General features: G+C 53.9%; 26 protein-coding genes and 1 riboswitch. Of the genes, 14 read left to right on the plus strand and 12 right to left on the minus strand.

What is annotated here, in order from left to right; genetic code table 11:
* Positions 1 to 8: 8 nt before the first annotated feature.
* Both prc and htpX read left to right on the plus strand, forming a co-directional pair.
* A complete protein-coding gene (prc, locus tag AB6731_RS02770; protein WP_371005863.1) occupies positions 9 to 2,057 on the plus strand; it encodes a carboxy terminal-processing peptidase in 2,049 nt (682 codons plus the stop codon).
* A gap of 193 nt (positions 2,058 to 2,250) precedes the next feature.
* Positions 2,251 to 3,132, plus strand: a complete 882-nt coding sequence (gene htpX / locus AB6731_RS02775; RefSeq protein ID WP_014170610.1) for a protease HtpX — start codon at positions 2,251 to 2,253, stop codon at positions 3,130 to 3,132.
* A gap of 48 nt (positions 3,133 to 3,180) precedes the next feature.
* Here the strand turns inward: htpX and AB6731_RS02780 are convergent, their stop codons facing one another.
* Entirely contained in the window at positions 3,181 to 4,554 is a 1,374-nt protein-coding gene (locus tag AB6731_RS02780; RefSeq protein WP_047955766.1) for an MFS transporter, read from the minus strand.
* Between the two features lie 178 nt (positions 4,555 to 4,732).
* Here AB6731_RS02780 and kdgR point away from each other — a divergent pair, with 178 nt between their 5' ends.
* Positions 4,733 to 5,524 carry a DNA-binding transcriptional regulator KdgR gene (kdgR, locus tag AB6731_RS02785; protein ID WP_014170608.1) on the plus strand — a complete coding sequence of 264 codons (792 nt, stop codon included), beginning with the start codon at positions 4,733 to 4,735 and terminating at the stop codon, positions 5,522 to 5,524.
* A 64-nt stretch (positions 5,525 to 5,588) separates the two neighbouring features.
* Here kdgR and AB6731_RS02790 read toward each other — a convergent pair whose 3' ends face one another.
* Positions 5,589 to 5,828 (minus strand): YobH family protein, encoded by a 240-nt coding sequence (locus tag AB6731_RS02790; protein WP_020883418.1) that lies wholly within the window; start codon positions 5,826 to 5,828, stop codon positions 5,589 to 5,591.
* A gap of 159 nt (positions 5,829 to 5,987) precedes the next feature.
* Here AB6731_RS02790 and mgrB point away from each other — a divergent pair, with 159 nt between their 5' ends.
* The 7 genes from mgrB (at position 5,988) to rlmA (ending at position 11,221) form a co-directional block, all read left to right on the plus strand.
* The gene (mgrB, locus tag AB6731_RS02795; RefSeq protein ID WP_014170606.1) at positions 5,988 to 6,131 is read left to right on the plus strand and encodes a PhoP/PhoQ regulator MgrB; all 144 of its coding nucleotides are present in this window, start codon (positions 5,988 to 5,990) and stop codon (positions 6,129 to 6,131) included.
* 74 nt (positions 6,132 to 6,205) lie between these two features.
* A complete protein-coding gene (locus AB6731_RS02800; RefSeq protein ID WP_020883419.1) occupies positions 6,206 to 6,496 on the plus strand; it encodes a YebO family protein in 291 nt (96 codons plus the stop codon).
* Positions 6,497 to 6,519: 23 nt separating this feature from the next.
* Positions 6,520 to 7,509 carry an MBL fold metallo-hydrolase gene (locus AB6731_RS02805; RefSeq protein ID WP_121339460.1) on the plus strand — a complete coding sequence of 330 codons (990 nt, stop codon included), beginning with the start codon at positions 6,520 to 6,522 and terminating at the stop codon, positions 7,507 to 7,509.
* Between the two features lie 525 nt (positions 7,510 to 8,034).
* A complete protein-coding gene (locus tag AB6731_RS02810) occupies positions 8,035 to 8,151 on the plus strand; it encodes a DUF2627 domain-containing protein (RefSeq protein WP_032611517.1) in 117 nt (38 codons plus the stop codon).
* Positions 8,152 to 8,190: 39 nt separating this feature from the next.
* Complete coding sequence (gene cspE / locus AB6731_RS02815; RefSeq protein ID WP_001062678.1) at positions 8,191 to 8,400, plus strand: transcription antiterminator/RNA stability regulator CspE; 210 nt, start codon at positions 8,191 to 8,193, stop codon at positions 8,398 to 8,400.
* Positions 8,401 to 8,631: 231 nt separating this feature from the next.
* Positions 8,632 to 10,338, plus strand: a complete 1,707-nt coding sequence (ftsI, locus tag AB6731_RS02820) for a peptidoglycan glycosyltransferase FtsI (protein WP_072126430.1) — start codon at positions 8,632 to 8,634, stop codon at positions 10,336 to 10,338.
* Positions 10,339 to 10,405: 67 nt separating this feature from the next.
* Positions 10,406 to 11,221, plus strand: coding sequence for a 23S rRNA (guanine(745)-N(1))-methyltransferase (gene rlmA, locus AB6731_RS02825; RefSeq protein WP_044858098.1), 816 nt, complete (start codon positions 10,406 to 10,408; stop codon positions 11,219 to 11,221).
* On the opposite strand, the gene mntP is transcribed toward rlmA, so the two are convergent.
* The 5 genes from mntP to manX all read right to left on the minus strand — a co-directional run bounded on the left by mntP (position 11,218) and on the right by manX (position 15,370).
* A complete protein-coding gene (gene mntP, locus AB6731_RS02830) occupies positions 11,218 to 11,784 on the minus strand; it encodes a manganese efflux pump MntP (protein WP_014170601.1) in 567 nt (188 codons plus the stop codon). The two genes, rlmA and mntP, sit on opposite strands and share 4 nt — an antisense overlap.
* A 10-nt stretch (positions 11,785 to 11,794) precedes the next feature.
* Positions 11,795 to 11,984, minus strand: a riboswitch (yybP-ykoY riboswitch).
* A gap of 198 nt (positions 11,985 to 12,182) precedes the next feature.
* Entirely contained in the window at positions 12,183 to 12,641 is a 459-nt protein-coding gene (locus tag AB6731_RS02835) for a DUF986 family protein (RefSeq protein WP_014170600.1), read from the minus strand.
* Between the two features lie 54 nt (positions 12,642 to 12,695).
* Positions 12,696 to 13,547, minus strand: a complete 852-nt coding sequence (locus AB6731_RS02840) for a PTS mannose transporter subunit IID (RefSeq protein ID WP_006810994.1) — start codon at positions 13,545 to 13,547, stop codon at positions 12,696 to 12,698.
* A 12-nt stretch (positions 13,548 to 13,559) separates the two neighbouring features.
* On the minus strand, positions 13,560 to 14,360 hold the full coding sequence (gene manY, locus AB6731_RS02845; RefSeq protein WP_014170599.1) for a PTS mannose transporter subunit IIC: 801 nt from the start codon (positions 14,358 to 14,360) through the stop codon (positions 13,560 to 13,562).
* Positions 14,361 to 14,407: 47 nt separating this feature from the next.
* The gene (manX, locus tag AB6731_RS02850; RefSeq protein ID WP_014170598.1) at positions 14,408 to 15,370 is read right to left on the minus strand and encodes a PTS mannose transporter subunit IIAB; all 963 of its coding nucleotides are present in this window, start codon (positions 15,368 to 15,370) and stop codon (positions 14,408 to 14,410) included.
* A gap of 316 nt (positions 15,371 to 15,686) precedes the next feature.
* Here manX and AB6731_RS02855 point away from each other — a divergent pair, with 316 nt between their 5' ends.
* Together AB6731_RS02855 and yoaE are read left to right on the plus strand one after the other, a co-directional pair.
* Positions 15,687 to 15,845 (plus strand): hypothetical protein, encoded by a 159-nt coding sequence (locus tag AB6731_RS02855; protein ID WP_370874538.1) that lies wholly within the window; start codon positions 15,687 to 15,689, stop codon positions 15,843 to 15,845.
* A complete protein-coding gene (gene yoaE / locus AB6731_RS02860) occupies positions 15,833 to 17,392 on the plus strand; it encodes a CNNM family cation transport protein YoaE (protein WP_014170597.1) in 1,560 nt (519 codons plus the stop codon). Before AB6731_RS02855 ends, yoaE begins: the two co-directional genes overlap by 13 nt.
* 6 nt (positions 17,393 to 17,398) lie before the next feature.
* On the opposite strand, the gene AB6731_RS02865 is transcribed toward yoaE, so the two are convergent.
* The 4 genes from AB6731_RS02865 to pabB all read right to left on the minus strand — a co-directional run bounded on the left by AB6731_RS02865 (position 17,399) and on the right by pabB (position 22,619).
* The gene (locus AB6731_RS02865; RefSeq protein WP_371005864.1) at positions 17,399 to 18,997 is read right to left on the minus strand and encodes an EAL domain-containing protein; all 1,599 of its coding nucleotides are present in this window, start codon (positions 18,995 to 18,997) and stop codon (positions 17,399 to 17,401) included.
* Positions 18,998 to 19,138: 141 nt separating this feature from the next.
* Entirely contained in the window at positions 19,139 to 20,503 is a 1,365-nt protein-coding gene (gene sdaA, locus AB6731_RS02870; protein WP_020883424.1) for an L-serine ammonia-lyase, read from the minus strand.
* Positions 20,504 to 20,687: 184 nt separating this feature from the next.
* Positions 20,688 to 21,266 (minus strand): CoA pyrophosphatase, encoded by a 579-nt coding sequence (locus AB6731_RS02875; RefSeq protein ID WP_181240543.1) that lies wholly within the window; start codon positions 21,264 to 21,266, stop codon positions 20,688 to 20,690.
* Between the two features lie 6 nt (positions 21,267 to 21,272).
* Positions 21,273 to 22,619: an aminodeoxychorismate synthase component 1 gene (pabB, locus tag AB6731_RS02880; RefSeq protein WP_371005865.1), complete on the minus strand. Its 1,347-nt coding sequence runs from the start codon at positions 22,617 to 22,619 to the stop codon at positions 21,273 to 21,275.
* A 61-nt stretch (positions 22,620 to 22,680) separates the two neighbouring features.
* On the opposite strand from pabB, the gene AB6731_RS02885 reads away from it, so the two are divergent.
* A complete protein-coding gene (locus AB6731_RS02885; protein ID WP_020883426.1) occupies positions 22,681 to 22,863 on the plus strand; it encodes a YoaH family protein in 183 nt (60 codons plus the stop codon).
* A 6-nt stretch (positions 22,864 to 22,869) separates the two neighbouring features.
* Here the strand turns inward: AB6731_RS02885 and AB6731_RS02890 are convergent, their stop codons facing one another.
* Positions 22,870 to 23,214 (minus strand): RidA family protein, encoded by a 345-nt coding sequence (locus tag AB6731_RS02890; protein WP_014170591.1) that lies wholly within the window; start codon positions 23,212 to 23,214, stop codon positions 22,870 to 22,872.
* Between the two features lie 131 nt (positions 23,215 to 23,345).
* Here AB6731_RS02890 and AB6731_RS02895 point away from each other — a divergent pair, with 131 nt between their 5' ends.
* Entirely contained in the window at positions 23,346 to 25,256 is a 1,911-nt protein-coding gene (locus tag AB6731_RS02895; protein WP_014170590.1) for an ATP-dependent DNA helicase, read from the plus strand.
* Positions 25,257 to 25,280 lie beyond the last annotated feature (24 nt).

The following is a 25,280-nucleotide window of genomic DNA, read 5'->3' on the forward strand; positions in this document are numbered from 1 at the left end:
AGCCTGGCATGAACACTTTTTTTAAGCTCACCGCGTTGGCGGGCCTGTTTGCTATAACGGGCCATGCTTTCGCAGTGGACGATATCACGCGTGTTGATCAAATTCCGGTCCTCAAGGAAGAGACGCAGCACGCGACGGTGAGCGAGCGTGTGACCTCACGCTTCACTCGTTCGCACTATCGTCAGTTCGATCTCGATCAGGCCTTTTCGGCCAAAATCTTTGACCGCTATCTGAACTTGCTGGATTACAGCCATAACGTACTGCTCGCCAGCGATGTCGGGCAGTTCGCTAAGCGTAAATCCGGGGTGGGTGACGAGTTGCGTTCAGGCAAGCTGGATCTGTTCTACGATCTCTATAACCTGTCGCAAAAGCGCCGCTTTGAACGCTATCAGTATGCGCTGAAAGTGCTGGAACGTCCGATGGACTTCACCGGCAACGACACCTTTAATCTGGACCGCAGTAAAGCGCCCTGGCCGAAAGACGAAGCCGAGCTGAATGCGCTGTGGGATGGAAAAGTAAAATACGACGAGCTGAGCCTTAAGCTGACCGGCAAAGATGAAAAAGAGATCCGTGACACGCTGACGCGCCGTTACAAATTCGCTATTCGTCGTCTGGCTCAGACCAACAGTGAAGATGTTTTCTCACTGGCGATGACCGCTTTCGCTCACGAAATCGATCCGCATACCAATTATCTCTCGCCTCGCAATACCGAACAGTTTAATACCGAAATGAGCCTGTCTCTGGAAGGTATCGGTGCGGTGCTGCAGATGGACGATGATTACACCGTGATCAACTCAATGGTCGCCGGTGGCCCGGCGTCGAAAAGCAAAGCGATAAGCGTAGGCGATCGCATTGTTGGTGTGGGTCAAACCGGACAGAACATGGTCGATGTAATCGGCTGGCGTCTGGATGATGTGGTTGCGCTGATCAAAGGCCCGAAAGGCAGCAAAGTTCGCCTTGAAATTCTGCCAGCCGGTAAAGGCACCAAAACCCGTATCGTTACCCTGACGCGTGAGCGTATCCGCCTGGAAGACCGCGCGGTGAAAATGTCGGTGAAGACCGTGGGTAAAGAGAAGGTGGGTGTTCTGGATATCCCGGGCTTCTACGTCGGGCTGACTGATGATGTAAAAGTCCAGCTGCAGAAGCTTGAAAAGCAGAACGTGAGCAGCGTCATCATCGACCTGCGCAGCAACGGTGGTGGGGCGCTGACCGAAGCGGTTTCACTGTCCGGGCTGTTTATCCCGTCTGGTCCGGTGGTTCAGGTGCGCGATAACAACGGTAAAGTACGTGAAGATGCCGACAATGATGGTGTGGTCTACTACAAAGGCCCGCTGGTGGTCTTGGTCGATCGCTTCAGTGCTTCCGCGTCTGAAATCTTTGCCGCCGCTATGCAGGACTATGGCCGTGCGCTGATTGTCGGTGAGCCGACATTTGGTAAAGGTACCGTACAGCAGTATCGTTCTCTGAATCGTATCTACGATCAGATGCTGCGTCCGGAATGGCCTGCACTGGGTTCGGTTCAGTACACCATTCAGAAATTCTATCGTGTGAACGGTGGCAGTACGCAGCGTAAAGGCGTGACGCCGGATATCATGATGCCGACAGGCACGGAAGAGACTGAAACCGGCGAGAAGTTTGAAGATAACGCATTGCCGTGGGATAGCATTAACGCCGCGACCTACGTGAAAGCGGGTGATATGACGCAGTTTGGTCCTGAACTGCTGAAAGCGCACAACGATCGCATCGCCAAAGATCCGGAATTCCAGTACATCTTGAAGGATATTGCTCGTTTCAATGCCCTGAAAGATAAGCGGAATATTGTTTCTCTCAACTACGCTCAGCGTGAGAAAGAGAACAACGAAGATGATGCAACGCGTCTGGCGCGTATCAACGATCGCTTCAAGCGTGAAGGTAAGCCTCTGCTCAAGAAACTGGACGATCTGCCAAAAGATTACCAGGAGCCGGATCCTTACCTCGACGAGACGGTGCATATCGCTCTTGACCTGGCGAATCAGGAAAAGGCGAAGCCCGCCGTGCAACCCGCACCGGCAAAATAATCCCCCAACAGGCACAAGAAATTGTGCCTGTTTCTTTTTGTTCCGCATTCTCCCGTCAGGCAAATTTCCAATTGTGTAAAGTTGTGTCTTTCTGGTGACTTACGCCCGATGGATGCTTGAAAATAGCCGTAATACCCATACGATGTGGGTAATCGCATAGTGCGCTTTGTTAAACTGAGGTTAAAAGAAAATTATGATGCGAATCGCGCTCTTCCTGCTCACCAACCTTGCGGTGATGGTGGTTTTCGGGCTCGTGCTAAGCCTGACAGGAATTCAGTCGAGCAGCGTTCAGGGTCTGTTGATTATGGCGCTGCTGTTTGGTTTTGGTGGCTCATTCGTTTCACTCCTGATGTCGAAATGGATGGCACTGAAATCGGTAGGTGGTGAAGTCATTGAGCAACCGCGTAACGATATGGAACAGTGGCTGATGAATACCGTGGCTCAGCAATCGCAGCAGGCGGGTATCGCCATGCCGCAGGTGGCCATTTACCACGCGCCAGATATTAACGCCTTTGCCACAGGTGCCCGTCGTGATGCGTCGCTGGTTGCCGTCAGCACCGGGTTGTTGCAGAACATGAGCCGTGACGAAGCCGAAGCGGTTATCGCTCACGAAATCAGCCATATCGCGAACGGCGACATGGTCACCATGACCCTGATCCAGGGCGTAGTGAACACCTTTGTTATCTTCATCTCCCGTATTCTGGCGCAGATCGCGGCAGGCTTTATGGGCGGGAACCGCGATGAAGGGGAAGAGAGCAACGGCAACCCGCTGATCTATTTCGCGGTTGCGACGGTACTGGAGCTGGTATTCGGTATTCTGGCCAGCATCATCACCATGTGGTTCTCCCGTCACCGTGAGTTCCATGCGGATGCTGGCTCGGCGAAACTGGTTGGCCGTGAGAAGATGATTGCCGCGCTGCAGCGTCTGAAAACCAGCTATGAACCGCAGGAAGCGACCAGCATTATGGCATTCTGCATTAACGGTAAATCAAAATCGCTGAGCGAGCTGTTTATGAGTCACCCGCCGCTGGATAAACGTATTGAAGCGCTGCGCAGTGGTGAATACCTGAAGTAACGCTAAGAAGAGCAATGAGCCGGGCTGGAGATATCCGCCCGGCTTTTTTTATGCCTGTACTCTGGGCTGGGTAATGCGCAGCCCGCTGATGATGGCGGCGAGGGTGGCAAGGGCGCCTGCGGTGAAAAGTGCAATGTGGTTGCCATTTTGCCCGGCAAGATTAAACATCAGCGCGACCAGGGCCGCGCCGGTGCTTTGTCCCAGCAGACGTGCGGTGCCCAACATACCGCTGGCACCACCGCTGCGATGGCGCGGCGCTGAGGTGATGATGGTGTGGTTGTTAGGCGACTGGAACAGACCGAACCCTGCACCGCACAGGATCATGCGCCAGATGATATCCAGATCGGTGGGTGATGAGGGGAGTAGTGCGAGTGCGAACAGCCCCGTGGCCATGACGGCAAGCCCCAGCGCGCCAAGCAATCCGGCGTGGACGCGCTCAATCAAATACCCTGCCAGCGGCGCCATTACCATCGTCGCCAGTGGCCACGGCGTTAACAGCAGTCCGGTCTCGACTTCAGTACGTCCCACCACACTTTGCAGGAAGAAGGGCAGAGAGACCAGGGCCAGCATCTGAGCGCAGAATGAGCAAACAGAAGTACAAATCGAGAGAGAAAAAAGAGGAATACGCAGCAGGTCGACAGGCAATAAAGGGACAGGGAGCGCGAGCTGGCGGCGTACAAAGAAGAAGCCAATCACCAGCAACGCAATGAGCTCCGCGGCGGTAAGTAAAAGGGACTGACCTTGTGCAAAGCCGCTCAGGGCAGTAATCAGCAGGCCAAAGGTCAGGGCATTCATCACTGCGCTGATGAGGTCAAAGCGCGGCATCGTGCTTTTGGGACCGTTCGCGGGAAGATAGCGCAGAGCAAAGAAGAGGGCCACAATACCCAGCGGTACGTTAATGGCGAATAACCACTGCCAGGACGCGACAGAGAGTATGGCCGCCGCAAGGGTTGGCCCGGCCGCAGACGAGACGGCGACAATAAACGAGTTTATCCCCATACCGCGTCCCAGATGACGCTGCGGATAGATTAAGCGGATCAACGCCGTGTTGACGCTCATCAGTGCCGCCCCCCCAAAACCCTGCGCTATGCGCGCAAGCGTCAGAGTATGCAGCGAATCAGAAAGGGCACAGAAAAGGGAAGTAAAGGTGAACACCAGCAGGCCGCATTGATACACCCGTCGGTAACCGAACATATCGCCCAGGAAAGAGAACGAGAGCAGTGAAACCACGATCGCTATCTGGTAGGCATTGACTATCCATATAGAACTGGCAGGGGAGGCATGCAGGTCGCTGGCAATGGTTGGCAGGGCAACGTTAGCGATTGCACCGTCAAGGACGGCCATTGAAATACCGATAACAATTGTGGCGATAGCGCCATACCGCTGGGGCAAAGGCAGGCCATCGGACAGGTTTTTTTCCATTAGGGATGAAAAGCTCAGTGTGAAATTATTCTCAGGGTAACTATTTTAGCATCGTTATTTCAGTTTTATGTCGCAGATTTGTAACGAAGTAAACGAGGATCGATTGCAGGTAACATGACGGGAATTTATAATAAAAACCGGTTCTGATTTTTATAAAACACTCTCTATGAGGTGGTAAATGGCAATTGCAGATTTGGATAAACAGCCAGATTCTGTTTCTTCCGTGCTGAAGGTGTTTGGCATCTTACAGGCGCTCGGAGAAGAGCGTGAAATTGGTATTACAGAGTTGTCGCAGCGTGTGATGATGTCGAAAAGCACCGTTTATCGCTTTTTGCAAACCATGAAGTCACTGGGTTACGTCGCACAGGAAGGCGAGTCTGAAAAGTATTCTCTGACGCTGAAACTGTTCGAGCTCGGAGCCCGTGCGCTGCAAAACGTGGATTTGATCCGCAGCGCAGATATCCAGATGCGTGAGATCTCTCGCCTGACCAAAGAGACTATCCACCTGGGGGCACTGGATGAAGACAGCATTGTCTACATCCATAAAATCGACTCCATGTACAACCTGCGCATGTATTCACGCATCGGTCGTCGTAATCCGCTTTACAGTACCGCGATTGGCAAAGTGCTGCTGGCGTGGCGCGATCGCGAAGAAGTGAAGCAGATCCTCGAAGGCGTGGAATATAAGCGCAGTACTGAACGCACCATTACCAGCACTGACGAGTTATTGGCCGTGCTCGACAAAGTACGTGAGCAGGGGTATGGCGAAGATAACGAAGAGCAGGAGGAAGGGCTGCGCTGTATCGGTGTGCCGGTATTTGACCGCTTTGGCGTTGTCATTGCCGGGCTGAGTATCTCTTTCCCGACCCTGCGCTTTTCTGAAGAACGTCTGCATGAGTATGTGGCGATTCTCCATACAGCCGCACGCAAGATTTCTGAACAAATGGGCTATAACGACTACCCGTTCTGATCCTTACGGGCACAAAAAACGCCGCACACAGTGCGGCGTTTTTTATCAGTATCAATCGGGGTGATTAGCCGTTATCAATGACGACGGATGTTTTACGCAGAACCGGGCAGTTGGTTAAACCAATGATCCCGCTGTCTGAATGAATATATTGTGCCGTGCTCATGCCCTGCGCGGTCATGTATTTGCATTGAATCCCTAATCCAGCGGCGTTTTCGGTGCTTCCCACAAGCACGCCATAGCCGGTTAACAGAAGGCCAACCCATACTACGGCCAGTGCAATAATTGTACGAATGATTAAATGCATCATTGCCTCTTTATCTTTGTTGTCATGCAGTAAGCCTAAACGGTTTACTCTATGAAACAAGTGCATGATTCTGAAAACGACCAGATGGCGGTACAGTTAGTCCTTGTTTAAGATAGCCGTGATAACCTGGTTATATCGGGCCTTTAGACGGAGTGTGGAGTGAAAAAAATACGCTGGGTGATTCTGATTATTGTGCTGGTAGCCTGTGTGGTGTTGTGGACGCAGACTATCAATGTGATGTGCGATCAGGATGTACAGTTTTTTAGCGGCGTTTGCGCAATCAATAAGTTTATTCCGTGGTAACACGCATTTTTTCTCAAGGTGATTTCCTTCCTTCGCACCAGTGGTAAGATAGACGTTTTTATTGAGGTGGTGAAATGGGTGAGTTACTGAATTCAGGGCTGCTAAATATGGCATCCCTGATGATCTCGTTGGTTGTTCTGCTGGTGGGGCTTGTCATTTGGTTTTTCGTAAACCGTGCCAGTTCCCGTACAAACGAGCAGATCGAACTGCTGGAAGCGCTGCTTGACCAACAAAAACGTCAGAATGCGCTGTTACGTCGTCTGTGCGAGGCTAACGAACCAGAAGAGAAAGCGTCGGCGAAAGACGCGGTTGCTGAAGACAACACTGAGCAGGATGACTTTATCCGCCTGGTGGCTGAGCGTTAATTTGTCTTATCCGGGAGGTGGCTGTGGTCTGGAAAAATCCCTGGTATGACCCCTCCCTGAAACATCACACACCGAACGGTTTTCGTAATACTGACCCCGTCGGGCATCAGCCCGGTGACGTTGATCGCTGGCGAAAAGCGCGCAAAGAAGCTGGCTTACCCCGCCCCCCGGCAAACGGATATGAGGACTTTATCCGCCAGTGGTGGCAGCCGGCAACGCTTAAGCAGCCGCAGGAAAATGGGGTATGGTGGCTCGGACACGCAAGCCTGTTGTTGCACATTGATGGCAACACCCTGCTGACCGACCCCGTTTTTTCTCGCCGCGCCTCTCCCTTACCTTTCCTCGGACCACAACGTAAAACGCCTCCCGCTCTGTCTGTCGAACAGCTCCAGCAGCTCGATGCAGTGGTTATCTCCCATAATCATTACGATCATCTGGATGACGCGACCATTCGCCGGATCCTTAAACGCTTCCCCGACGTCACTCTGTTTGTTCCCCTAGGTCTGGCAGTCTGGTTTCGCCGCCGGGGGGCAAGACGCATTGTTGAGCTCGACTGGTGGCAGAGTTTCACCTGGCAGGGGATAACGCTGTCCGCCGTACCAGCGCAGCACTGGAGTATGCGCACGCTCTGGAACCGCAATCGCTCCCTGTGGTGTGGCTGGGTGTTTGAAGGGCGGCATCATCGTTTCTGGTTTAGCGGCGACACGGGCTATTCACCTGAACTGCTGCGAATACCGGAAAGGCTGGGTAAAATTGACGCCGCGGCGTTGCCCGTTGGCGCTTATGCACCACGGTGGTTCATGGCCATACATCATATGGATCCGCAATCTGCCGTTGCGTTGTGGCAACAGTTGGGATGCCCACTGGCGTTTCCCATTCACTGGGGCGTGTTTGAACTGGCTGATGAATCGCTTGATGACCCCGTGCGAGAGTTAACTGCAGTCCTCGATAATTTAGCACCGGTTAATAATTCCTTCAGGATACTGAAAATTGGTGAATATTTATCCTTATAAACGAAGCGCTGGATTGTTGCATATATTCTGTATGTCTAAGGTCTAAAGAATGTTTTATTTTTATCGAAACGTTTTGCTTGCCTTGTTTTGATGCAGAGTCATAAAAATTTCATTATTTTGGTGCATAACATTCTTTATTAGCTGGTGCTTTTTAATACAGTTTAGCGTGAAGGATTAACATTGTATTTCCACTGTAACAATACAGGGGCGTTACAATGATTTAAGCATAAGTTTTCACAAATTGTTCTAACTCAATCAATGTAGGGGTTTTTCTTAGCGGGTTGCTGGACGCACTGGAATGATTGAGCTATGTTAAAAAAGTCTTAGATAACAGCGGTTGTGAAAGCAACGGCGAGTCTGTGTAAGTGAGCAGGGCTGTCCATATGTCATGCGCATAATTGTGCAAAAGCATACCGGCACAGTTCGAATTTGTGCGGCGGATCGAGACATGTTTAAAAATGGCTTGCCATATTAAACATAGTGTGTGATAACACGTTTTGGGTCAAACGAGGTACAGTTCTGTTTATGTGTGGCATTTTCAGTAAAGAAGTCCTGAGTAAACACGTTGTCGTTGAATACCGCTTCTCTGCCGAACCTTATATTAGTGCCTCATGCAGTAATGTCTCAGTTTTATCTCAGTAATGCCTGCGGGCTAAGAAAACACTCTAAGGAATTTTGCAAATGGCAAAGATTAAAGGTCAAGTTAAGTGGTTCAACGAGTCTAAAGGTTTTGGTTTCATTACTCCTGCTGACGGCAGCAAAGACGTGTTCGTACACTTCTCTGCAATCCAGGGTAACGGCTTCAAAACTCTGGCTGAAGGCCAGAACGTTGAGTTCGAAATTCAGGACGGCCAGAAAGGCCCAGCTGCAGTTAACGTAACTGCTATCTGATCGAACCACTGCTGACTGAAGCACGTTGTACTTCACTCTCAGACATAAAGCCTCGCATATAGCGGGGCTTTTTTATGTGCCTTATCTTTCAAAATATTACCATCCCCGCTCTTGTTAGTAACTTGTTGCAAAGCTACGAGGTTAGTAGCACTGTTTTCCCTCCCTCTGGCCGTCTTTTCCCGTTAAATCAGGGCGTTGTTTAACAGTCCTGGGGTTCAGGTGAAGAAGAAAATGATAACGACCGCCGGCAATTTCACGCCGGCGCGTTTTGCGCTGCTCTGTTTAGCCATTTTTTGCAGTCTGGCGTTTTTACTGGGCCGCGTTGCCTGGCTGCAAATTATTAAACCTGACAACCTGGTCAAGCAGGAGGATATGCGATCGCTGCGCGAACTGCCGATTGATGCTCCCCGCGGAATGATCATGGATCGTGAGGGCCGGCCGCTGGCGGTCAGTGTCCCAGTCAGGGCCGTGTGGGCCGACCCAAAAACGGTGCTGGCAAAAGGGGGCGTGGGCTTTGACGATCGCTGGCAGGCGCTGGCGAATGCGTTACATCTCTCCCTGAACACCCTGTCATCACGGATTAATGCGAATCCACAGGGGAGGTTCATCTACCTTGCCCGGCAGGTGGATCCTGCTCAGGCAAAATGGATCGATAAGCTGAATTTGCCGGGTATCAATTTACGCGATGAATCACGCCGTTTTTATCCTGCCGGGCATGTGGCGGCAAACCTGATTGGTTTCACCAATATTGACGGTCAGGGTATTGAGGGGGTAGAGAAAAGTTTCAACACCCAGCTAACAGGCAAGCCGGGCGTCCGCCAGGTCAGGGAAGACCGTTACGGTCGCGTGGTGGAGAATCTGACGGAAGTCGCGCCGGTGCCTGCGCACAATATTCAGCTCAGTATTGATGAGCGCCTGCAAACCATCACCGAAGATGCGCTAGATAACGCAGTGGCCTGGAACAAGGCGGAGTCGGGGGCATCAGTGCTCATTAATATCCCCACCGGTGAAATCCTCGCGATGGCGAGCTATCCGGATTTCAACCCCAATAACCGCCAGGGCGCGACAATAGACGATTTTCGTAACCGTGCCATCAGCGATACGTTCGAGCCAGGTTCAACCGTGAAGCCGCTTGTGCTGATGACGGCATTGCAACAGGGGCTGGTGCAGCCTGACAGCGTCATTGACACCCATCCGTATATGCTTGACGGGCACCGCATTCGGGATGTGGGTTACTACCCTGAACTCTCGATGACCGGGATCCTGCAAAAATCGAGCGACACCGGCGTATCGCGCCTCTCGCTGGCGATGCCTGTTCAGCACCTGATTGATACCTACCGGAACTTTGGTTTTGGTACAAACACCGGGCTTGGCTTAACCGGCGAGAGCGCCGGTCTGTTACCCCAGCGTAAATACTGGAGCCAGCTCGACAGGGCGACCTTCGCCTTTGGCTATGGTCTGATGGTCACCCCCCTCCAGCTGGCGCACGTCTATGCCACCATCGGCGGCTTCGGGCTGGAACGGCCCCTCTCAATTACCCGTATCGATCCACCCGTTATCGGGCACAGAGTCATGCCGGAAGAGATTGCTCATCAGGTCGAGCATATGATGGAGAGCGTTGCGCTGCCGGGCGGGGGCGGCGTTAAGGCTGCGGTACGTGATTACCGTGTGGCGGTGAAAACCGGTACGGCGAAGAAAATCGATGATAGCGGCAAATATGTCGATAAATACGTTGCCTATACCGCGGGCGTCGCGCCTGCCAGCGATCCGCGTTTTGCGCTGGTGGTCGTGATTAACGATCCTCAAAACGGGGCGTACTATGGCGGCGCCGTCTCCGCACCGGTATTCAGCGAGATTATGGGTAACGTATTGCGTCTTGAGAACGTCAAACCCGATGGTCTGGCGCCTGATTCCTCGCACCTTATCGTCATGCGTTAACCCAGGCGTTTTATACCGGGGCGAATAGCGGTACACTTCGCCCTTTGATTTACGCCCCGGAGCTGCCATGTCCTTCAGTTGTCCCCTTTGCCACGCGCGTCTGACGCGATCAGAAAAAAGTTATGCCTGTCCGCAGGGACATCAGTTTGATATGGCAAAAGAAGGCTACGTGAATCTTCTGCCGGTGCAGCATAAGCGCTCGCGCGATCCGGGTGACAGTGCTGAGATGATGCAGGCACGTCGGGCATTTCTCGACGCCGGGCACTATCAGCCACTCAGAGAGGCCGTCGCGCAATTGCTGGAAGATAATCTGACTGACAGTGCAGCAGGCGTGCTGGATATTGGCTGCGGCGAAGGGTATTACACCGCGCGGTTTGCTGAGGTTGCACAAGAGAAGGGCGCGCAGACATTTGGTCTGGATGTTTCCAAAGTGGCTATCCGCGCGGCGGCAAAACGCTACTCCGGCGTGACGTTCTGCGTGGCATCGAGCCACCGGCTGCCGTTTGACGATGCCAGCATGGATGCGGTTATCCGCATCTATGCGCCCTGTAAGGCGCAGGAGCTGGCACGCGTTATCAAACCGGGCGGATGGGTCATTACCGTCACGCCAGGTCCCCGACATCTGATGGAGCTTAAAGGGCTTATCTATGATGAGGTTCGGCTGCATGCGCCACATTCTGAGCAACTGGCGGGCTTTACGCTGAAGCAGGAGCAGACGCTGGCCTACGAGATAAACCTGGCAGGGGAAGAAGCTGTAGCGTTGTTGCAGATGACGCCATTTGCATGGCGGGCGAAACCGAACGTGTGGGAAACCTTAGCGGAGCAAACAACGTTTCGCTGCCAGACGGATTTCAGTATCCACTGCTGGCAGCGCGAAGATTAACCGGCGAAGTGTGCCCAGAGGATCTGGGCACCAATGCCAATCAGCACGATACCGCCCAGGATCTCGGCGCGTTTGCCCAGCAGAGGGCCAATAAACCGGCCAACCATCATTCCCAGCGTCGACATAATCAGCGTGGCACAACCAATGGCCAGCGCGGTCGCAATAATATTGACCTGCAGGAATGCCAGGCCCACGCCGACGGCCATGGCGTCGAGACTGGTGGCGATGGCAGTGGTCACCAGCAGCCAGAAACCGTGGCGGTGCTGCGGCTCGTCTTCCTCATCGCCATTGCCGCGAAAACCTTCAATCACCATTCGCCCCCCCAGAAATACGAGCAGCACGAAAGCGATCCAGTGGTTCCACTCCAGTATGAACTGGCTTGCCAGCATACCAAGACCCCAGCCGATGAGCGGTGTCAGCGTTTCGATAGCACCAAAGATAAGGCCTGTGCGAAGCGCTTCAGAGAATTTGGGTTTGTGCAGCGAGGCACCTTTACCGATGGAAGCGGCAAAAGCGTCCATGGACATACCGAAAGCAAGAAGAAGGGTTGCGGAGATATTCATTAAAGCGTCCAGACCGGGAGATATCCATATGACACATCACTGCCCCCAGTAAACAGCAGTTGATGTATCTATGGTCTCGCCTGACCGCCTTGCACAAATCTGTGCGGCAAACGGTCCGTACGTGCCACGTTTTTCAACGAGTATGTTGACACGTACATTTCCTGCGAACAGGAAATCAGCTACTCCCCAACGACGGGCGCAACCTTAACATATTTTGAGAATATAAAACAACAATGGAACGGCATTATTTCGTCAAGGCGTTGATAACGATTTTCATTTAGATTTATGCGTGAAAATAACGTTAATAAATATAAGAGAAATGACAGAATGGAATATAGCTTTGGCTATATCAGGTGCGCAAAATAAACGCAGAATATAGCCAAAGCTATGTGGTTAACTTACTGAGTTTTAAGCATAAGTTTGTATATTCTTTCCAGGTCGTCAATATTCTTGACCCGAATAAGCAGCCGGCGTTGCTCTAATTGCATCACCAGTACACCGTCTTCCGATAAATTCATCTCTTTAATACGGTTATATTCTATCCATACATTGGCAAAGAAAAATCCGCGGCTTTTAAAAATGATTTTCGGAACACGGATCCAGAACAGATAAATCGCCATTAATGCCAGCGCACATAATAACCATGTGGTTAATATTGCACCATGACCGGTCACGTTGTTGTAAATTAGAATGACGATGAGACCGGCGAAGATAAACGCATCCACGCGGCCGCGTCGCAGAAGGGGCAGGGAGAGCAGCGTTTCGCCGTGGCGGCGGGGCATGATGAACTCGTCATAGATCGCATATGCCAGAAGGGCCACAATAAACAAAACCAGTACGATGTCCGTGACAGTCATTCATCCTCCAGATAAAAAAACCGGGGGCAAGCCCCCGGCGTATTACGTGATGTCTTACAGGCCCAGCAGACCGACAGCGTAGCCCGCGATACCGATGACGAAGAAGCCAACAATGATCCACAGCGGGTTAACTTTCTTACGCAGCAGCCACATACAGGCGAAGGTCAGCAGCAGCGGTACCAGACCCGGCATCAGCTGGTCCAGAATCGTCTGCACGGTGGTAACACGGGTCTGACCATCCTGACCGGTGATGGTGGACACCACCAGCGGGATGTTCACGTGCGTCCACTTGTTAACCAGTGCCCCCATGACAAACAGGCCGAGGATTGACGCCCCCTCAGTCAGTTTCTGCAGGAAGCCGCCGCCCATATCCTTAACGATGTCCACCCCTTTACGGTAACCGTAAGCCACACCGTAGTAACGGGTCAGCAGACGCACCGCGTTGAACAGGATGAAGAACAGCAGTGGCCCAAGCAGGCTTCCGCTCATGGCGATACCGGCACCCAGCGCCGCGAAGACCGGACGCACGGTACCCCAGAAGATTGGGTCACCGACGCCTGCCAGCGGGCCCATCAGACCGACTTTGATACCGTTGATGGCACCATCGTCAATCTCTGCGCCGTTTGCACGCTGCTCTTCCATCGCCAACGTCACGCCCAGAACCGGAGCCGCCACATAAGGATGGGTGTTAAAGAATTCCAGGTGACGCTTAATCGCCTGACGGCGCGCTTCGTTGTTTTCCGGATACAGGCGTTTGATAGCCGGTACCATGGAGAAACAGAAGCCCAGCGCCTGCATACGTTCGAAGTTCCATGAACCCTGAAACAGGTTAGAACGGATGAACACGCCACGAATATCACCCGGAGTGAGTTTTTTCTCGGTGGTAGTTTTTGTCATATCAACCATTTCGCTCACCTGCTAGTCCAGTTCGTTATCGAGATCGTTATTACCAGCAGCCTGCGCTGGGGCACCCGCAACGCGGTTATATTTCGGGCTGAGCTGGATGTAGAGAATCGCCATCACTGCACCAATCACACCCAGCGCAACCAGGTTGAAGTTGGTGAACGCAGCAGTAACGAAGCCGAGGTAGAAGAACGGCATCAGGTAGCCTGCGCGCATCATATTGATAACCATCGCATAACCAACCACCACAATCATACCGCCTGCGATGTTCAGACCGCCGGTGACCACTTCTGGAATGGCGTTCAGCATGCTCTGTACTTCACTGGTACCGACGGAGATCGCAACGATAACGGCCGGGATCGCGATACGCATCGCCTGCAGGAACAGGGACGAGACGTGGATCCAGGAGAGCGCCGTCAGGTTGCCATTTTCGGCCGCCTTATCCGCCGCGTGCTGGAAGGCCACGGTGATAGTACGCACGATGATGGTCAGTACCTGACCTGCTGCTGCCAGCGGGATGGCCAGGGCAATACCTGCACCGATACTCTGGTGACCGGCAATAACCAGAACCGTAGAAATGATGGACGCCAGCGCGGCATCAGGCGCAACTGCCGCACCGATGTTCATCCAGCCCAGAGCAATCATTTCCAGGGTACCACCGATGATGATCCCGGTTTTCATATCACCCAGAACGGCACCAATCAACGTACAGGCCACCAGAGGGCGGTGGAACTGAAATTCATCAAGTACGGATTCCATACCCGCAATACACGCGACGATGAACACCAGCACAATCTGAAGAGTGGTAATCTCCATTGTACTTCTCCTATTACATAAGCTTTATGTGAAAAACCGGCGCGGGCTTATTTCCCAACTTTACCGATCAGATCCATCATTTTCAGTTTCTGATCCGTGGAAACCTTACGGGCTTCCAGTTCGATACCGCGTGCATTCAGCTTGTTGAATGCCTCGATATCTTTCGCATCGACTGAAATGGCGTTGTTGACCTGCGTTTTGCCCTGACGGAATGCCATACCACCAATGTTTACGGAGGTAATTTTCACGCCGCCTTCAACCAGGCGTTCAACGTCTGTCGGGTTTGTGAACAGCAGCATCACGCGCTCGCCCGCATATTTCGGGTTGTTATAAACGCGGATCATTTTGGCGACATCCACCACGTGCGCGGTAACGCCAGGAGGAGCAACCTGTGTCAGAAGGGTTTTACGTACGGTATCAGCAGCAACTTCATCGCTGACGACAATAATGCGTCGAACGTTGGTCTCTTTGGTCCAGCGCGTTGCCACCTGGCCGTGGATTAAACGGTCATCGATACGGGCAAGGCCGATCACCATGTAATCATTCGGGCCCATGGGCTTCGCCGGGGCTGCGGCTTTTGGCGCCGCGGCCACTGGAGCAGGCTTCTCAACCGGTTGTGCTTTCAGCGCTTTCACGCCTTCGCGACCGGTTTCAACTGCCAGAGCGACCAGTTCATCAAAACTCGGATTGTCGTCGCGTGCCATGAAGGTTTCCACCAACATGGGGATATTCACCCCGGCGACAACTTCATAATGCTCTTTATCGACGACAATGCGGCTGGCAGCATTGAACGGACTGCCTCCCCATGTATCAACGAGAAACAGCACGCCTTTGCTGGTATCCAGTTTCTGCAGTTGAGCAGTGTACTTCTCAATCAGCGTTTCAGCGTTTTCACCGGGAACGAAATCGATCCAGCCGACGTTTTCCTGCTCACCCAACAGCATCTCTGCTGTTTTGAGTAACTGCTCTGCAGCCCAACCATGTGTGCCTATGACAATAGCAATGGTCACTTGCTACCTCCTTTTATTATCATTAATACGCCTGCCAGGCAGTCGCACTGTGAATCGTATCTGGCCAACCGAATCGATTCAGAAAAGGGTTAGAGTTAAAAAACTAAGACTTCCGCGAATTATTTTAGATAGTGAAAAAATAATTTATGTGATGAAGATCCGTAATTTAGCTATGGGTTACAGAATTATCTGTAAGGTAAAGCAGCTGTGTTACAGATCTTTGCAAAGGAACGTAAATCTTTGCTAAAAACGCATTGTCTCTGATATGTTTAGCCTCCGTTTAATTGTTCAGGAGTATAGGGCTACAGCCCACTATATGGACCGTCACCGACGTCAGTCATCCTCCAGGCCATTCCGCGCCTGTTTCACCGGCGATCCTCGCCACGTATCGACTCTGTCTGCCTCTGTTTTGCCCACGTTGAGTGGGGCACCGTTTGGTCATTCCGTTAGCAGGAGCGTTTCATGGAATTCTTAATGGACCCGTCAATCTGGGTGGGATTGCTCACGCTGGTCGTGCTTGAGATTGTTCTCGGCATTGATAACCTGGTGTTTATTGCCATCCTTGCGGACAAACTGCCGCCAAAACAACGTGATAAAGCGCGTCTGATCGGCCTCTCTCTGGCACTGGTCATGCGTCTGGCACTGCTGTCCGTGATCTCGTGGATGGTTACGCTGACGAAGCCGCTTTTTTCCGTCATGGATTTCACCTTCTCCGGCCGTGATTTGATCATGCTGCTCGGGGGGATATTCCTGCTTTTCAAAGCGACGACAGAGCTTCACGAGCGGCTGGAAAATCGCCAGCACGATGATGGACACGGTAAAGGCTATGCCAGCTTTTGGGTCGTGGTACTGCAGATCGTGGTGCTTGATGCGGTCTTCTCGCTGGATGCGGTGATCACGGCTGTTGGCATGGTGAACCACCTCCCGGTGATGATGGCTGCGGTGGTTATCGCGATGGCGGTGATGCTGCTGGCATCTAAGCCACTGACGCGCTTTGTGAATCAGCATCCGACGGTCGTGGTGCTCTGCCTTAGCTTCCTGCTGATGATTGGTCTGAGCCTGGTGGCGGAAGGTTTTGGCTTCCATATACCAAAAGGCTACCTGTACGCAGCCATTGGCTTCTCGATCCTCATCGAGCTGTTTAACCAGATTGCACGACATAACTTTATCAAGCAGCAGTCTACCCAGCCGTTGCGTGCGCGTACGGCTGATGCGATTCTGCGTCTGATGGGCGGTCGCCGTCAGGTCAACGTGCAGAATGACAATGAAAGCCGTAACCCGGTTCCCGTCCCGGAAGGGGCATTTGTGGAAGAAGAGCGCTATATGATTAACGGCGTGCTCTCCCTGGCCTCCCGCTCGCTGCGTGGCATCATGACCCCGCGCGGTGAAATCAGCTGGGTCGATTCCCGCCTGAGCGTTGATGAGATTCGCCAGCAGTTGCTCTCTTCACCGCATAGCCTGTTCCCGGTATGCCGGGGTGAACTGGACGAGATCATCGGCGTGGTGCGTGCGAAAGAGATGCTGGTGGCGCTGGAAGAGGGGATTAACGTCGAAGCTGTCGCCGCCGCATCACCGGCGATTGTGGTGCCGGAAACGCTGGATCCTATCAACCTGCTTGGCGTCCTGCGCCGCGCACGCGGTAGCTTTGTTATCGTCACCAATGAATTTGGTGTGGTGCAGGGTCTGGTGACGCCGCTCGACGTGCTTGAAGCCATTGCCGGTGAATTCCCGGATGCGGATGAAACCCCGGAAATTGTCTCCGACGGTGACGGCTGGCTGGTGAAAGGCACCACCGATCTGCACGCGCTACAGCACACGCTGGGTCTGGAAAACATCATCAACGATGAAGAGGACATTGCGACTGTGGCTGGGCTGGTTATTGCCGTTAACGGACAAATCCCGCGGACCGGCGATATCATTGAACTGCCTCCGCTGCAGATCACGATAATCGAAGCGAATGACTATCGCGTCGATATGGTGCGCATTGTTAAAGAGCAGTCAGCCCACGACGAAGAAGAGTAACTGAGCCTAGCGTAACGGCATCAGCGGAACGATATGCCCGTTACGCGGTGCTGGCGGAGACGAACTCTCCGCCAGCCATTGCGGAAATTCCCTAAGCGGCATAGGCTGCGCAAACAAAAATCCTTGCAGTACCTCTACCCCGTGATGACGCAAATACCGCGCCTGCTCGGGCGTTTCTACCCCTTCAGCCACCAGCTCAATGCTAAGCCGTTGTCCGAGCGCAATGATGATGTCCGTCACCGTGGAGTTCACGGCATCAGTGCCGATAGCGCTGGTAAAGGACTTATCAATTTTCAGCACGTCCGGATGCAGCTTTTCCAGCCACGAGAGAGAGCTATTGCCGGTGCCAAAATCATCAATGGCCAGCTTCACGCCCTGACGGTGTAACTCTCTTACAATGCGATAATCCACGTCCTGCAGCGCGTCACGCTCCGTCAGCTCCACAATTAGCTGCTGGGTGGGATGCGCGCTGAACCAGTAGCGGTTCAGGTCCTGAATGAGCGTTCCATGCCGGAAATGGCTGGCGGCGGCGTTAATACCAATATGGAAGCCGGGCGTTGACGGAAAATAGCCAATCTGACTCACCGTTTCGTTAATGACGTAACGTGTGAGGGGGATAATCAGGTTGTGCTCTTCGGCGAGCGGAATAAAAACGTCCGGGGAGATCCATCCCTGACGGGGGTTGTTCCAGCGCAGCAGGATCTCCACCCCCACGCATTTCTGCGTGCGGGCATTCAGCAGCGGCTGGCAAAACAGCTCGAATTCACGTGCGGCCAGGCCAAGGTTAATTTCCCAGGTAAAGCTCATGCGGTTCGCGGTCGCAAGCCAGGCGACGTAACCCATCAGGAGACTGAGCATCAGCGCCAGCGGCAGCTGAGAGGGCAAATATATCAACGCCAGCTCGCTGGCTCCCGGGCCACTGACGGTAATGGTGAACGGGAAATGGCTGGATTGCTGGCGCAGAACCCTCTCATCATCGTTTATTGTCAGCGAGTCGGAGACATTTTCACCGTAGCGCAGGTATTTATCCCCCACGGTCAGGGCCACGTCGGTGATAAGCGGGCGCTGTGGCTCCAGCATCAGGCGAGTGATGAGATCGATATTCACAATCTGCATCACACCATCTTCTCCGCTATCAGAAACCGGATACCACTGGATCAGGATCGGGCTTCCCTTAAGCAAGGATTTGTCGGTGGAGAGCACCAGCTTTGTTTCGGCGGACGGCAGGGCAGGCTGAATCTCTCGCAACGGGACGTCGCGATTGCCGAAAATACTTGAACAGTAAAGGATACCGTCTTTGACCAGTGCAATTGAGCGCACCGTTTGCAGTGAGGCTGCCTGTTTTCGTAACACTAAATGCGCCTGAGAGCAGGGCGCTCCGACCAGTGCCAGCAGCGGACTGCGCCCTTTTTCCAGCGGCAATAAGACGTTATCCAGCACGTTGACGGAGTGCGCCGCAAAGTTCAGGGTGTTTTGCTGATTTACGTTACGCTGTGAAATAAAGCGTATACCCAGCGTAATGATGAGCGTAAAAAGCGCAACCATCACGCAGACGATGACGCGTTTTCGGCGATACTTTTTTATGATCCTCTGTGCTGTTTGCATGGGAGGCCGCCCAATACGCCTTCAGCACCAAAAGCCGAGGCAACACAGCAAGTGTAGTGGGGAAATATTAAGTCGACGAGAAAGGGATAAAAATTCGCCCATCCGTGGAAGATGGGCGAGAGAGGCGTTGAGGCGAAACGGTTAGTCGCACTGCACCTTTATCGCCAGACCGCCGCGGGAGGTCTCACGATATTTGGCGTTCATGTCTTTACCGGTTTCGTACATGGTCTCGATAACCTTGTCCAGCGAAACGCGTGGCTCGCTGGTACGGCGCATGGCCATACGCGTGGCGTTGATCGCTTTTACCGACGCGATAGCGTTACGTTCAATGCACGGTACCTGCACCTGACCCGCAACCGGATCACAGGTGAGACCGAGGTTATGTTCCATACCGATTTCAGCCGCCACACAGACCTGCTCCGGGCTGGCGCCCAGCAGTTCTGCAAGACCGGCCGCGGCCATAGAACAGGCCACGCCCACTTCACCCTGACAGCCCACTTCAGCGCCAGAGATAGACGCATTCATCTTGTACAGCGCACCAATCGCCCCTGCTGCCAGGAAGTAGCGAATGTAGATATCAGGCGTTACGGGTTCAATAAAGTGATCGTAGTAGGCCAGTACCGCCGGAACGATACCGCACGCGCCGTTCGTTGGTGCAGTCACCACCCTGCCACCCGCGGCGTTTTCTTCGTTCACCGCCAGCGCAAACATGTTCACCCAGTCGACCACGTTCATCGGGTCGTTAGAGAATTTGTCTGTGGTGACCAGCATACGGCGCAGCGCAGAGGCGCGACGCGGTACGCGCAGTGGCCCAGGCAGTACGCCTTCGGTGTTCATGCCGCGATCGATACAGGCCTGCATGGTTTGCCACACGTTCGCAAAATAGTCTTCAATTTCTTTTTTGCTGTGCAGCGCCAGTTCGTTCTGCATCACCATGCCGGAAAGTGACAGACCGGTTTCATGGCAGTAGTCCAGCATCTCTTTGGCGGACTTGAACGGGTAAGGTACGTTCACATCGCCCGTTGTATCTTTGCCGAAGTGTTCCTCATCAACGATAAAACCACCGCCAATGGAGTAATAGGTTTTGCTGTAGATCACTTTGTCGCCGTTAAAGGCGTGGATCTGCATACCGTTTTCATGCAGGGAGAGGTTATCGCTACGAAAACGCATGCCGTCATCATGCGGAAAATCCACTTCATGCTGACCGTTTGCCAGCAGCAGGCGGCCGCGCGTTTCCACGTCGCGGATAAATGCCGGAATGGCATCAATATCTACGGTATCCGGCATATTGCCCGCCAGACCCATAATAATGGCGATATCGGTGTGGTGGCCTTTACCCGTTAATGACAGTGAGCCGTAAACATCCACGGCGACACGGGTAACGCTTTCCAGTAATCCTTTTTCGACCAGATCATCGACGAACTGTTTACCGGCCTTCATCGGGCCAACAGTATGGGAAGACGAAGGGCCAATTCCCACTTTGAACATGTCGAATATACTAATCACTTTCACACTCCTGACAGGGTTACCGGGGTTCCAGTAACGATGTTATAACTGCGCATAGTGTAAGAGGGAAGACCGACCTCGGCTTAACTATTCACATGAATTAAACTAATGGTTAACGATGGTTTTGCTAATAGCGCGACGCCGATCGCAAACCTGGCAGAAGAGGGTGGAATGTAAAGTATAGTCAAGGCTTCAGGCCGATTTGCAGCGCCAGTTCACGAATGATGCCCGCCGTCATGCCCCAGACAAAATAATGCTGATACCAGGACAACCACACCCGGTGCGCATGACCCCGACGCTGGATATCCAGCGGATGATAACGCCCGAGCCGAAGGGCCTCTTCCAGCGGCATCTCAAACACCGCAGACACTTCATCGACGCTGGCGTGATATTGCAGATCCGGTGGGATAATGCCGACCACCGGTGTGACCTGAAAACCGGTCACGCTGTCGACCGGCGGCAGCACGCCAATGATCTCAACCGCTTCAGGCGGAATGGCGACCTCTTCCTGGGCTTCGCGCAGCGCGGCAGCAATCAGCGAGGCGTCAGAACTGTCCACGGCGCCGCCCGGAAAGGCGACCTGACCGGCGTGCTTACGTAAATGTGGCGAACGCTGGGTGAGCAGCAGGCCCGGCTGCTCACGACGGACCACCGGGATCAACACCGCGGCCTGACGTTGATTCAGGGCTTCGCGGCTCACGTTGGGCCGCAAAAGCTGAAAGCGCGACAGAAAATCATCCAGCGTCAGGTTCTCTTTATCCACCCGTCATTACTCCAGTTGTTTCAGGATACGGTTAACTTTATCAAAGGTTTCCTGATATTCCGCATCGACCTGGCTATCAGCAACAATTCCGCCCCCTGCAGAACAGTACAGATTCCCGTTACAGGCGGTCAGCGTTCGAATGGTGATGCTGGTATCCAGCGTACCGCAGAGACTGATATAGCCAATGCTGCCGCACCAGGCGTTTCGACGATGCGGTTCCAGCTCATCGATTATTTCCATTGCCCGCACTTTAGGCGCGCCGGTTATCGAGCCCCCCGGGAACGCGGCGCGAAGCAGATCGCAGGCCGTGCGCGAGGCGGGCAGTTGCGCGGTAATGGTGCTGACCAGGTGATGCACCGCGGGGAACGGCTCGACGACAAACAGTTCAGGGACACGCACGCTTCCCGGTACAGCGACCCGGCCAATGTCGTTACGCATGAGGTCGACAATCATCAGGTTTTCAGCGCGATCTTTTAACGAGGCCGCCAGTTTTTCCGCCTGCTGGCGGTCGGCAACAGGATCGGCCAGCCGGGGAAGCGTGCCTTTAATCGGTCGCGTCTGAATAGTGCCATCGGCAAGATGAATAAAACGCTCGGGCGAGAGGCTCAGGATAGCGCCCTGTTCCAGGCGCAGAAATGCACTGAACGGTGCCCGGTTACTGGCGTTGAGGCGGGTAAATGCCTGCCACTCATCGCCTTCACAGGTTGCCTGAAAACGCTGGGCAAGGTTGACCTGATAGCAATCACCGCTCTGCAGATAGCCCTGAACCCGCTCAAACTTCGCGGCGTACTCCCGCGCGGTCATGTTGGCGCGCCACGCAGAGGTCAGGTGGAAATCCGCTGTCGCGACGGGGACCTGTGCCTCAAGCCAGGCAAGCCGGGCGGACACATCCTGATGGCTGAGCAGAGAGACCGCCTGCTTGTGGTGATCGACGATTATTGCCCAGTCGTAAAGCCCCACCGCCATATCCGGCAGCGGAATGTCGTCCTGTGCAGTCTCCGGCAAGGTTTCGAAGCGGCGACCTAAATCATAGCCGAACAAGCCCAGCGCACCTCCCTGGAAGGGAAGGTCGGGATTTTGCGGAACGGTTAAGCCCAGCGCGTCCAGCGCCTGCTGAAGTAATGACAGCGGATCGTCCGTTGACTGCGTTTCGCCCGTCGTAGTCACATTCCCTAGTGTTATCAGGGTCTGCAGAGGGTCGGCGACCAGAATATCAAAGCGGCTATAGGGATGATCCGCATAACCGGAGTGCAGCAACATCGCAAAAGGAAGATGGCTGAGACGGGCAAACCAGAATTCCGCGGCGTCTGAACGCCAGGGTAATGAAATGACTGTAGGGGGTAACGGGTTCATGTGTGGCATACTACCGGGCAGCGTGAAATAATTAGCGCGGATAATTTAGCAGGAGTTGACAATGTTTGCAGGTTTACCTTCTCTGAGCCATGACCAGCAGCAGAAAGCGGTTGAGCGTATTCAGGAACTGATGTCCCAGGGGATGAGCAGCGGACAGGCGATCACGCAAGTTGCTAATGAACTTCGCGCCACCCACACCGGCGAGCGGATCGTGGCGCGTTTTGAGGATGATGAAGAGGAGTAATCCGGCTTAAACCGCCGCGATAATCTTAATTTCGACTTTGTATTCCGGCTTCATCAGCGTCGCCTGTACGGTACACCGTACGGGCGCATGTCCCGCCACAACCCAGGCATCCCAGGCTTTATTCATCGCCGCAAAATCGTCTTTACTGGCAAGAAAAATGGTCGCATCCAGAATGCGTGATTTGTCGCTGCCTTGCTTTTCCAGCACGGCGTCAATCTGCGCCAGCGTATTCGCCGTCTGTTCGAAGGCATCTGCGTCGAGATTTTCCGGTACACCGGTGTAGTAGAGCGTCTGGTTATGGATGACCACATCAGACCAGCGTGCTTCGGCATCAATGCGCACAATTGTCATAAACGTTTCCTCGTTATTTTCATGTCAGTCGGCAAGACTGCCATATTGTGTTCCCCTCGTCACTATTTGGGGTGGCACTGGAGAGGATGGGCTGACATAATCCCTGTGCAAAAATACAGTGAGAGAGCAACGTGGCAGACGATTTTTCCCCAGAAGGTCAGTTAGCACAGGCGATTCCCGGTTTTAAACCGCGTGAACCCCAGCGGCAGATGGCGCATGCCGTGGCCCGCGCAATCGACACCGCGCAGCCGCTGGTGGTGGAAGCCGGTACCGGCACGGGCAAAACCTATGCCTACCTGGCGCCAGCTCTGCGGGCTAAAAAGAAAGTGATCATCTCCACCGGGTCTAAAGCGCTGCAGGACCAGCTTTACAGCCGCGATCTGCCCACGGTCGCCAACGCCCTGAAGTATAAAGGTCGCCTGGCGTTGCTGAAAGGCCGCTCCAACTACCTCTGCCTTGAACGGCTTGAGCAGCAGGCGCTGGCGGGCGGTGATCTGCCGGTGCAGACGCTCAGCGATGTCATTATTCTTCGCGCCTGGGCCAATCAGACGGAGGAGGGGGATATCAGCACCTGCGCGAGCGTGCCGGAAGACTCTCCCGCCTGGCCGCTGGTCACCAGTACCAACGACAACTGCCTGGGGAGCGACTGCCCGCTGTATAAAGATTGTTTTGTGGTGAAAGCGCGTAAAACCGCCATGGACGCGGATGTCGTGGTGGTAAACCACCATCTCTTCCTTGCCGATATGGTGGTTAAAGATAGCGGCTTTGGCGAACTGATCCCGGAAGCGGACGTGATGATCTTCGATGAAGCCCACCAGCTTCCTGACATCGCCAGCCAGTATTTTGGCCAGTCGCTCTCCAGCCGCCAGCTGCAGGACTTAGCGAAAGATTTCACCATTGCCTACCGCACCGAGTTAAAAGATACCCAACAGCTGCAGAAGTGTGCTGACCGCCTGGCGCAAAGTGCGCAGGATTTTCGCCTGCAACTGGGTGAGCCGGGCTATCGCGGTAATCTGCGTGAGCTGCTGGCAGACAAAAATATCCAGCGCGCGCTGTTGCTGCTCGATGATGCCCTTGAGCTCTGCTACGACGTGGCGAAACTATCGCTCGGCCGTTCCGCACTGCTGGATGCCGCCTTCGAGCGCGCCACGCTCTATCGGGCACGCCTCAAACGGCTGAAAGAGATAAACCAGCCGGGGTTCAGCTACTGGTATGAATGCACCTCCCGCCATTTCACACTGGCTCTGACGCCGCTGACGGTGGCGGATAAATTCAAAGAGGTGATGGCGCAAAAACCGGGAAGCTGGATCTTCACGTCGGCAACCCTTTCGGTGAATGACGATCTACACCACTTTACCGGGCGTCTGGGGATTGAGGAGGCGGAGTCGCTGCTGCTGCCCAGCCCGTTTGATTATGAAAAACAGGCGTTGCTCTGCGTTCCGCGTAATCTGCCTCTGCCTAACCAGCCCGGCGCGGCGCGCCTGCTGGCGGCAATGCTCAGGCCGATGATCGAGGCCAACAACGGCCGCTGTTTTATGCTCTGCACCTCCCACGCGATGATGCGCGATCTGGCGGAGCAGTTCCGCGCCACCATGACTTTGCCGGTTCTGCTTCAGGGCGAGACCAGCAAAGGGCAACTGTTACAGCAGTTTGTCAGTGCCGGTAACGCCCTGCTGGTAGCCACCAGCAGCTTCTGGGAAGGGGTGGACGTGCGGGGAGATACCCTGTCGCTGGTGATCATCGATAAACTGCCGTTTACCTCACCGGACGATCCGCTGCTGAAGGCACGTATGGAAGACTGCCGTTTGCGCGGCGGCGATCCTTTTGATGAGGTCCAGCTACCGGACGCGGTGATCACCCTTAAACAAGGGGTAGGGCGCCTGATTCGCGACACAGACGACCGCGGCGTGCTGGTCATATGCGATAACCGGCTGGTGATGCGCCCTTACGGTGCGACCTTCCTTGCCAGCTTGCCGCCCGCGCCGCGCACGCGGGACATTAAACGCGCGGTTCGCTTCCTGGCAAACCCAACGGCGGAGTAATTTGCCCGTGAGTATGCTAAGATG

The organism is Enterobacter sp. RCC_40, assembly GCF_041360735.1.
Taxonomy (GTDB): domain Bacteria; phylum Pseudomonadota; class Gammaproteobacteria; order Enterobacterales; family Enterobacteriaceae; genus Enterobacter; species Enterobacter ludwigii.

Bases quoted from the DNA above. Each gene is read 5' to 3' on its own strand.
- mntP (WP_014170601.1), bottom strand. From the start codon at position 11,784: ATGAATATCTCCGCAACCCTTCTTCTTGCTTTCGGTATGTCCATGGAC.
- prc (WP_371005863.1), top strand. From the start codon at position 9: ATGAACACTTTTTTTAAGCTCACCGCGTTGGCGGGCCTGTTTGCTATA.
- AB6731_RS02855 (WP_370874538.1), top strand. From the start codon at position 15,687: ATGGACCGTCACCGACGTCAGTCATCCTCCAGGCCATTCCGCGCCTGT.
- AB6731_RS02835 (WP_014170600.1), bottom strand. From the start codon at position 12,641: ATGACTGTCACGGACATCGTACTGGTTTTGTTTATTGTGGCCCTTCTG.
- htpX (WP_014170610.1), top strand. From the start codon at position 2,251: ATGATGCGAATCGCGCTCTTCCTGCTCACCAACCTTGCGGTGATGGTG.
- manY (WP_014170599.1), bottom strand. From the start codon at position 14,360: ATGGAGATTACCACTCTTCAGATTGTGCTGGTGTTCATCGTCGCGTGT.
- cspE (WP_001062678.1), top strand. From the start codon at position 8,191: ATGGCAAAGATTAAAGGTCAAGTTAAGTGGTTCAACGAGTCTAAAGGT.
- AB6731_RS02865 (WP_371005864.1), bottom strand. From the start codon at position 18,997: ATGCAAACAGCACAGAGGATCATAAAAAAGTATCGCCGAAAACGCGTC.
- AB6731_RS02885 (WP_020883426.1), top strand. From the start codon at position 22,681: ATGTTTGCAGGTTTACCTTCTCTGAGCCATGACCAGCAGCAGAAAGCG.
- AB6731_RS02780 (WP_047955766.1), bottom strand. From the start codon at position 4,554: ATGGAAAAAAACCTGTCCGATGGCCTGCCTTTGCCCCAGCGGTATGGC.
- AB6731_RS02810 (WP_032611517.1), top strand. From the start codon at position 8,035: ATGTGTGGCATTTTCAGTAAAGAAGTCCTGAGTAAACACGTTGTCGTT.
- ftsI (WP_072126430.1), top strand. From the start codon at position 8,632: ATGATAACGACCGCCGGCAATTTCACGCCGGCGCGTTTTGCGCTGCTC.
- pabB (WP_371005865.1), bottom strand. From the start codon at position 22,619: ATGAACCCGTTACCCCCTACAGTCATTTCATTACCCTGGCGTTCAGAC.
- rlmA (WP_044858098.1), top strand. From the start codon at position 10,406: ATGTCCTTCAGTTGTCCCCTTTGCCACGCGCGTCTGACGCGATCAGAA.
- kdgR (WP_014170608.1), top strand. From the start codon at position 4,733: ATGGCAATTGCAGATTTGGATAAACAGCCAGATTCTGTTTCTTCCGTG.
- yoaE (WP_014170597.1), top strand. From the start codon at position 15,833: ATGGAATTCTTAATGGACCCGTCAATCTGGGTGGGATTGCTCACGCTG.
- AB6731_RS02840 (WP_006810994.1), bottom strand. From the start codon at position 13,547: ATGGTTGATATGACAAAAACTACCACCGAGAAAAAACTCACTCCGGGT.
- AB6731_RS02800 (WP_020883419.1), top strand. From the start codon at position 6,206: ATGGGTGAGTTACTGAATTCAGGGCTGCTAAATATGGCATCCCTGATG.
- AB6731_RS02790 (WP_020883418.1), bottom strand. From the start codon at position 5,828: ATGCATTTAATCATTCGTACAATTATTGCACTGGCCGTAGTATGGGTT.
- AB6731_RS02890 (WP_014170591.1), bottom strand. From the start codon at position 23,214: ATGACAATTGTGCGCATTGATGCCGAAGCACGCTGGTCTGATGTGGTC.